Origin of the sequence: Nocardioides pelophilus (assembly GCF_014180685.1) — a bacterium.
GTDB classification, from domain to species: Bacteria; Actinomycetota; Actinomycetes; order Propionibacteriales; family Nocardioidaceae; genus Nocardioides; species Nocardioides pelophilus.
Genome location: NZ_JACEHF010000201.1, coordinates 1 through 6,869 on the forward strand (window position 1 = coordinate 1; position 6,869 = coordinate 6,869).

The window sequence follows — 6,869 nt, forward strand, 5'->3', positions numbered from 1 at the left end:
CCGACCCCAACGACCCCGACACCGACGACGGCGGAGTGCCGGACGGCATCGAGGTCGACGTCGACGGGACCGACCCCCTCGACGGCACCGATGACCTGGTCGACGACGACGCCGATGACGACGGCCTGACCGACACCGAAGAGGGCACCATCGGCACCGATCCGAACGACCCCGACACCGACGACGACGGGATCAACGACGGCGACGAGGTCGACGGCACCACCAACACCGACTACGGAAACGCAGCCACCGACCCGCTCGACCCTGACAGCGACGACGACGGGCTCACCGACGGCGAAGAGACCGGCACCCACAACACCGACCCCAACGACCCCGACACCGACGACGACGGGCTCACCGACGGGACCGAGGTGAACGGACCGACCAACTGCAGCACCGGCAGCACGCTCCCGTTGGACGCCGACACCGACGGCGACAACCTGCGGGACGGTCGCGAGGTCAACGGGATCCGGATCAAGCAGCGGGTGTACTTCAGCAAGACCCGCGACCGGAGGATCGGACTGGTCCGCCCCGACCCGTGCGACGTCGACACCGACAACGACCGCCTGCGCGACAACCGGGAGGTCCGTGGCATCCGGATCAAGCAGCGGGTGATCGTCCGGGACCGTGACGGCGGCAGCTACTACATCGGCAAGCGGAAGACGAACCCGGTGCGCAAGGACACCGACCGCGACGGCCTGCGCGACAAGGCCGAGGTGACCGGCAGCCGCAACACCGCCCACAACAACCGCAAGTCGGACCCGACGAACTGGGACACCGACCTCGGCACCGTGAGCGACGGCCGCGAGGTCGCCGGCGGCTCGGACCCGTCGAACGTGCACTCGGGGCTGAAGAACCCGCGGTTGCGGAGCGGCCCCGGCGGGATCGGCTGACCCGGGCGAGGAGGTACGCCCTAGAGTCGCAGCGTGGACGACGAGGAGATCGCCAAGTCGGCGGCGCTCGAGCAGCGGCACTGGTGGTACGCCGAGCGGCGCGCGATGGTGCGCCGTACCGCTGAGGAGTGGCCGGTCGGGCGCGCGCTGGACATCGGGTGCGGCGGCGGTGGCAACACCGCCGTCCTCCGCGATCTCGGGTGGACCGTTACGGGGTTGGAGTACTCCCCCGCCGGCGCCGGCATCGCGGCCGCCCGCGGCCTGGACGTCGTGCGGGCCGACGCCACCCGACTGCCGTTCGCCGACGCCTCCTTCGACCTCGTGATGTCCACCGACGTGTGGGAGCACATCGAGGACGACCGGGCCGTCGCGAGCGAGACGGCACGGGTGCTGCGTCCCGGCGGCCGCGCGCTGGTCGCGGTCCCGTGCAGCATGAAGCTCTGGAGCGGGCACGACGTCGCGCTCGGTCACTTCCGGCGTTACGAGCGGGACGACCTGACCGCCGTGATCACCGGCGCCGGCCTGGAGGTCGTCGACATCTGGTCGTGGAACGTCCTGCTGCGCCCCGTCGTCCGCGCCCGCCGACGCAAGCGGCAGCAGGCCGAGAGCGAGATGGAGCCGGTCAACCCGGTCCTCAACGCCGGTCTGCGCACGGCCGTCGCCCTCGAGCGGGTGCTGCCCCTCCGTCGCCTCCCCGGGGTCAGCCTGGTGGTCTCGGCGCGCAAGCCGTGACCGAGCCAGGACAGCCAGGCCAGCCATGACATCGGGGCAGGAGCGCTGGGTCGCCGATCCGACGATCGGATGGCGGATCCTGCTGACCGCCACCGTGCCGCACCCACCCCGGACCGACGGAATCGCCGACCACCTCGCGGCCCTGGCCGCCAGCCAGGGCTGGCCGGCTCCCCCGATCAGGACCGGTGTTACCACCGACCAGCTGCTTCGCAACCTGGTCGCCCCTGACCCGGCCCCGCTCGTCGTCGGGATCGCCGGCAACGAGCTGGTGCTGTCGGCCCACCACGCAGCTGTCGACGGCCTTGCCCTGTTGCGGGTGCTCGAACGCCTGGGGCTCGCGCCCGTGCACTCCACGGCCCGAGGCGTCGGCGACCGGCCGGCCGCGCACGGCGTGCTCGGAACCGTCGCCGGCCGACTCGGGGAGGCGGCGTTCCACCCACCCGCGGCCGTCAGCGCCACGCCACCGGCGGTCCCGCAGTCCGGCGACGCCATGGTCGACATCGAGGTCCCCGGCTCCTTCCGGACCGCCGCCGTCGTCCACGCCGCCGTGCGGGCCATCGCCCACCACGAGTCCCTCCACGGCCGTACGGCGCACCGGGTCGCGGTCGCCGTCGGTGCGAGCAGCGATCCGGCTCCCGAGGGCGGCGCGATCGACAACCGGAGTGCGCTGATCCGACTGGTCGGTGTCGAGCGGCTCGACCTGCTCGGCATCGAGCGGGCGCTGCGCGAGGCCCCGGTGCAGTCGCCCCCGGTCGCGGGGCGGACCCGGCCGTGGTCGCCGGCCGTGGATCGCACCACGGCGACGGCGATGCGCATCCTCGCGCGGCGGCTCGGGTCGACCCTGCTGGTCTCGCACCTCGGTGAGGTGAGTGCCCCTCATCTCGACCGGATCGCGTTCTACCCGGTGACCGCGGGCGGCACCGGGCTGTCGCTCGGGGTGGTCGGGCATCGCGGGCGCACCGTGCTGAGCCTGCGGGCCCGGGCGTCCGACTGGGACGCCGACGGCCTCGAGCGACTGCTCGAGGCCGTCGGGGGCAGGCTGTCGGACTGAGTCCTCACCCGCCCGCTCCCTCCTGGGAGCTCGGGGGTCAGGCCGTGACCAGTGGCCGGTCCTGATGGGTGCCGGTCGTCTGCTCGTCGCTCAACCGGCGGTTCATGACGATGCCGAGGCCGAGGAGGACCAGCCCGAGGAGCACCAGCACGACCGGGTACAGGAACCGGGTCCCGCTGAGGAGAGTCGCCTTGGTCGCGACGTCGTCGACGTTCTTGTCGACCTGGTCGTCGGTGTAGTGCACCGTGCCGACGAACGCCGGGACGCGCTGGCCGTCGTACTCCAGCTCCTGGACCCGCTCCTCGATCCGGTGGATCGGCGAGCCGGTCGCCGGCTCGACGTAGAAGGTGCGCGTCATCGAGTAGACCATGTCGGCCTCGATCGTGCCCTCGGCCCCGAACACCGAGCCCGGGACCTCACGGGTGTCGATGACGGTCTCGTCGATGACCTGCACGAACTTGTAGACGTCGACTCCCTGGATCTGCTCCTCGCCCTCGAACGTCGCCGGCGCGGTCTCGCCGGTCGAGCCGTCCCACACCTCGTAGGTGTCCTGCTGGGTGTTGAACGGGAACTTGTAGATCTGTCCCTCGAAGAGGGTCGGCACCTGCTCGACCGTGTCGCCGTCGACCTCTGCGATCCAGGTGTCGCACTCGTCGCACTCGACTCCTTCGCCGGTCACCTCGTCGAACGCGACCCGCTCGGTCGACTTCTGGAAGTTGCCGCCGACGGCCTTGTCGATCGTCGTGACGTTGACCCAGACGACGACGTCCTCAGGCGCGTCCGCATCGACGTCCTCGCTCGTCTTCGACGTGATCACGAGGTCGTGGGTCTCGGGCGCGAGCACCTCGGGGTCGGAGTTGAAGATCTCCGCGCCCGTGGCCTCCAACGCGGTCTCGCTGTGGTAGCCGGCGGGCACCCGGGCGAGCGCGGGGTAGGCGTAGAAACGCGCGAGACCCGCGGCGACGATCAGGAACACCCCCAACCCGACGAGCACTGGTCCAATCAGTCGACGCATGTCGTTCCTCCCATGAAAGCCACGCGTTCTTCTCGCGGGCGGTAGCGAGCGGCGGGCACGGGAGTGCTCGCCGCGAGTTCACAAGTCACCAGGTCCAGCGCCTGTCGGCGCATCTGCGACCAGTCGAATCGGTGGGCCCAGGCCTGGCTCGCCTCGAACCAGCGGGCGCGGTTGATCGGCGACTCCGCCTCGACCAGGACCTCGGCCAGTCGGGCCGTCAGCCGACGACCGACCTCCTCGAGGTCGCCGGGCGCGTCGGGCACCAGCCAGCCGGTCTCGTCGGCGCGCACGGAGTCGCGCAGGCCCGGCACGTCGCGTGCAAGGGTCGGCACGCCGTGTCCGGCGGCCTCGATGACGGCCTGGCCCCAACCCTCGGCGTCCGAGGCGCACACGTGCACCGAGGCGCGGTCGAGGAGCAGGCCCAGGGTGTCGTCGTCGACGTAGCCGTGGAAGGTCACCCGGTCCTCGAGGCCGAGGTCGGCGACGAATCGCTCGAGGGACGCACGCTCGGGGCCCTGACCGATGACGTCGAGGCGCAGCGCGGGTCGCGCGGACCGCAGCTCGGCCACGGCACGCACGACCAGGTCGACCCGCTTGTGGGTGACCAGCCGGCCGAGGACCGCGACCCGGTCCGGGTCCTTCGCGACCGGGTCACCGGCACCGACGGGCGGCAGGTCGGCACCGTTCTCGAGCAGACCGACCGGGCCGGACCAACCGAGCCGGTGCCGCATCTCCTCAGCGGTCGACGCCGAGACGGCCACCACCGGGCGCCGGCGGTAGACGCGCGGCATGACGGACCGCTCCAGCCAGCGGCCGATCGCCGCGATCGGAGCCGGGAAGCGGGTCGCGAACTGCTCCTGGTGGACGTGGTGCATCACCAGCAGCACCGGAGTGCGGCGTCGCACGAAGAGCGGAGCGAACGACGGCAGCCCGCAGGACGGGTCGACGACAGCGTCGATGCGCCGCCGCCGGGCGAGCAGCCGGAGGGCGGTGTGCGGGTAGAAGGAGAGCGCTCCGCCGCGCCGGCGGACCGTGATGCCGTCTCGGACGGCGGTCGCCGGCTGTCCGGGCTCGCGGGCGGTGAGGAACTCGACCTCGGCACCGCCCTCGCGCAGCGCGCGGGCGAACTGCCAGGCGTAGATCTCGGACCCACCGGCGAGCGAGTGGTCGAGGTCGCGCCAATTGACCAGCACGATCCGCCGGCCGGCGAGCGGCCCGGGGATCGGCGTGGACATCGGCGCGGTGGTCATCTCAGGCCTCACCCAGCAGGGACGCGGCAGCGGGAACGGCGAGGGCGACCGGCAGAGCGACTGGAGCGGGCAGCGGCATGGGGGACTGCTCACGCGCCCACACAGTCGCCCTGCCGGCGATCGGGGCACCGAGGCCGCGCGTGCGCCAGGCGATGGCGGCGAGCTCGGTGAACGCGCCGGCGCCGTGGCGGGCGGGCACGAAGGTCGACCCGGGCACGTCGGTCCAGGTCACGGGGATCTCGACGATCCGGGCACCGGCGGCGCGCAGGCGCACCAGCAGCTCGACGTCGAAGGAGAAGCCTCGGGCAGAGAGGTCCTCGGCGACCGCACGGGCCAGTGCACCGCGGATCACCTTGAAGCCGCACTGGGTGTCGGCGATGCCGGGCACCAGCCGCCTCGCGATCCGCCGGTACGCCGCAGCGCCGGCCGTGCGGGTGCGGCAGCTGCGGACGTCGGCGACGGAGTCGGGCAGTGCCCGGGAGCCGATCACGACGTCGGCGCCGAGCTGGAAGCGGCGCCAGGCCTCGTCGAGGGCGGTCAGGTCGGTGGCACCGTCGGCATCCATGAAGGCGACCAGGTCGGCGTCGCTGGCCAGCAGGCCGGCCCGCACCGCGGCGCCCTTGCCGCGCTGGAGGCACTCGACCACCCGCACCGGCATGACCGGCGAGGCCGCTTCGCGGGCGACCTCGGCGGTGCGGTCGGTGCTGGCGTTGTCGACGACCAGCACCTCGACCTCGCCGAGGACGGAGCGCCGCTGCGCGACGAACCGGCGCAGCGCGCGCAGCGTACGGGGAAGCCGGAGCTCCTCGTTGTACGCAGGAATGACGATGTGCAGCATTCGGACCCTCCCAAGCCGTCAGCTCATGACCCGCCCCACTTCCGTGGGACGTGTCGTTCTCGGCCGCCCGCGCGCTCCCCAGCTGCGGGTGGCCGAGCGACTCACTCGCTCGAGTAGGTGTAGAGCTCCGCGTTGGAAACGGGCTTCTGGCCGCCTTCGACGGCGTTGACGCCGCCCACGAGCACGGCGCCAGCGGCGAGTGCTCCTACGACCGCAGAAATCATCATGTTCATACGAAGGTCCCCTCCCAAAGACCTGCGACGACCCGTCAGAACGAGTCGTGCGACCCTCTCACTGTAAGTGACGAAGGTCTCTCCCGAGGTGGATTCTTATGGTCGCACCGACCAAAAGCAAAACCACAGAGGCGGAGTGCCCGAGTACGACCGGGACGAATGACCCGGAGCCGGGGTCGTCGTCGGCGGCGGCCGGCCCCGCGGAATCTCCCGCGGCGAGCTCGATCAGGGTCAGCTCGTCCCCGGCGTGGGCCACCCGGCCCTCGGGAGGCCGCACGTCGCCCATGCCTTCCTCGACGAGCACCCAGCGCACGTCGATCGCCCGCAGGGCTGCGGCCGGGTCGGCAGCAGCGAGCGCGCGGCGTACCTCCTCGACGCGGGGGTCCTCGGCCGGCACCGCGTCGTCGTCGAGGAGCACCCGGTCGTCGACGAGCACCTCGCCCGGGAAGTAGCGCGGCGCCGGGTCGAGGACCGCGCGCCGGTGGTTCCAGTCGTAGCCGCGGTAGGCCCCCGCCCACGGGAGTACGACGACGCGGCCCGGGTCGTCACCGAGCACGGCTGCGACGTCGGACCACTCGTCGGGGTAGGACGACCGCTGCAGCTCGCCGGCCGCACCCCACGCGAGCGCCGGCAGCAGGAGCACCGGCGCGGCGACGACCAGGCCGACCACCGCCCACAGCGCCTCCCGCTGCGGCCGCACCTGCTCCCGCACGGCCGTCGCGGCGCCGGCGGCGCCGATCGCGAGCACCACGCCGAGGGGAGCGAGGAACCGGTGGGAGTCGCGCAGCAGCGCCAGGCCCGGCAGGCGGCCGGCCAGCTCCTCCAGCGCCTCGGCGCCGCCGGGCAGCGCCGGTGCG

Annotated in this window: 6 protein-coding genes and 2 pseudogenes; 3 read left to right on the forward strand and 5 right to left on the reverse strand. The window is 72.6% G+C overall.

Annotated features, from left to right (window positions below; translation table 11 throughout):
* The 3 genes and pseudogenes from H0488_RS20855 to H0488_RS20865 form a co-directional block, all read left to right on the forward strand.
* Window positions 1–893, forward strand: a pseudogene (locus H0488_RS20855) (hypothetical protein); the annotation flags it as partial.
* A gap of 33 nt (window positions 894–926) precedes the next feature.
* Window positions 927–1,625, forward strand: a complete 699-nt coding sequence (locus tag H0488_RS20860; RefSeq protein ID WP_183101142.1) for a class I SAM-dependent methyltransferase — start codon at window positions 927–929, stop codon at window positions 1,623–1,625.
* A gap of 25 nt (window positions 1,626–1,650) precedes the next feature.
* The gene (locus H0488_RS20865; RefSeq protein ID WP_183101143.1) at window positions 1,651–2,676 is read left to right on the forward strand and encodes a hypothetical protein; all 1,026 of its coding nucleotides are present in this window, start codon (window positions 1,651–1,653) and stop codon (window positions 2,674–2,676) included.
* A 37-nt stretch (window positions 2,677–2,713) separates the two neighbouring features.
* Here the strand turns inward: H0488_RS20865 and pgfA are convergent, their stop codons facing one another.
* The 5 genes and pseudogenes from pgfA to H0488_RS20885 form a co-directional block, all read right to left on the reverse strand.
* Window positions 2,714–3,691, reverse strand: a complete 978-nt coding sequence (gene pgfA, locus H0488_RS20870; RefSeq protein ID WP_183101144.1) for a cell envelope lipid trafficking protein PgfA — start codon at window positions 3,689–3,691, stop codon at window positions 2,714–2,716.
* Window positions 3,679–4,941, reverse strand: a complete 1,263-nt coding sequence (locus H0488_RS20875; protein ID WP_183101145.1) for a glycosyltransferase family 4 protein — start codon at window positions 4,939–4,941, stop codon at window positions 3,679–3,681. The genes pgfA and H0488_RS20875 overlap by 13 nt, the downstream gene beginning before the upstream one ends.
* Window position 4,942: 1 nt before the next feature.
* Entirely contained in the window at window positions 4,943–5,779 is an 837-nt protein-coding gene (locus H0488_RS20880) for a glycosyltransferase (RefSeq protein ID WP_183101146.1), read from the reverse strand.
* A 101-nt stretch (window positions 5,780–5,880) separates the two neighbouring features.
* Window positions 5,881–6,006, reverse strand: coding sequence for a hypothetical protein (locus H0488_RS24790; protein WP_281369719.1), 126 nt, complete (start codon window positions 6,004–6,006; stop codon window positions 5,881–5,883).
* A 64-nt stretch (window positions 6,007–6,070) separates the two neighbouring features.
* Window positions 6,071–6,869 (reverse strand): annotated as a pseudogene (locus H0488_RS20885) (hypothetical protein); the annotation flags it as partial.

Excerpts from the sequence above, each read along its gene's own strand:
- H0488_RS20875 (WP_183101145.1), bottom strand. The coding sequence starts at position 4,941 with ATGACCACCGCGCCGATGTCCACGCCGATCCCCGGGCCGCTCGCCGGC.
- H0488_RS20880 (WP_183101146.1), bottom strand. The coding sequence starts at position 5,779 with ATGCTGCACATCGTCATTCCTGCGTACAACGAGGAGCTCCGGCTTCCC.
- H0488_RS24790 (WP_281369719.1), bottom strand. The coding sequence starts at position 6,006 with ATGATGATTTCTGCGGTCGTAGGAGCACTCGCCGCTGGCGCCGTGCTC.
- pgfA (WP_183101144.1), bottom strand. The coding sequence starts at position 3,691 with ATGCGTCGACTGATTGGACCAGTGCTCGTCGGGTTGGGGGTGTTCCTG.
- H0488_RS20865 (WP_183101143.1), top strand. The coding sequence starts at position 1,651 with ATGACATCGGGGCAGGAGCGCTGGGTCGCCGATCCGACGATCGGATGG.